The organism is Monashia sp. HAY1-2A, from assembly GCF_056755315.1.
Genome location: NZ_JBNDHY010000409.1, coordinates 1 through 273, shown reverse-complemented (window position 1 = coordinate 273; position 273 = coordinate 1). Strand labels below are relative to the sequence as shown.

General features: G+C 62.3%; 1 protein-coding gene. It reads left to right on the top strand.

Annotated features, from left to right (window positions below; all coding sequences use genetic code 11):
- The coding region (locus ACPYOM_RS22510) for a transketolase-like TK C-terminal-containing protein (protein WP_481347667.1) at positions 1 to 273 on the top strand (273 nt) is incomplete at both ends.

Here is a 273-nt window from a genome sequence, read left to right as displayed (position 1 = left end):
GTATGTGACCGAGCTGCTGGAAGACCGCCAGGGCCCGGTGATTGCCGCAACGGACTATGTGCGTGCGTATGCGGACCAGATCCGCGCGTTCGTGCCGGCCACCTTCACCGTGCTGGGCACCGATGGCTTTGGCCGTTCGGATACCTGTGCGAACCTGCGTCGCTTCTTCGAAGTGGACCGGTACTACATCGCGCATGCCGCGATTGCGGCACTGGCCAAGGACGGGAAGATGACCGGGAAGGATGTGGCCCGGGCTATCAAGCAGTACAAGAT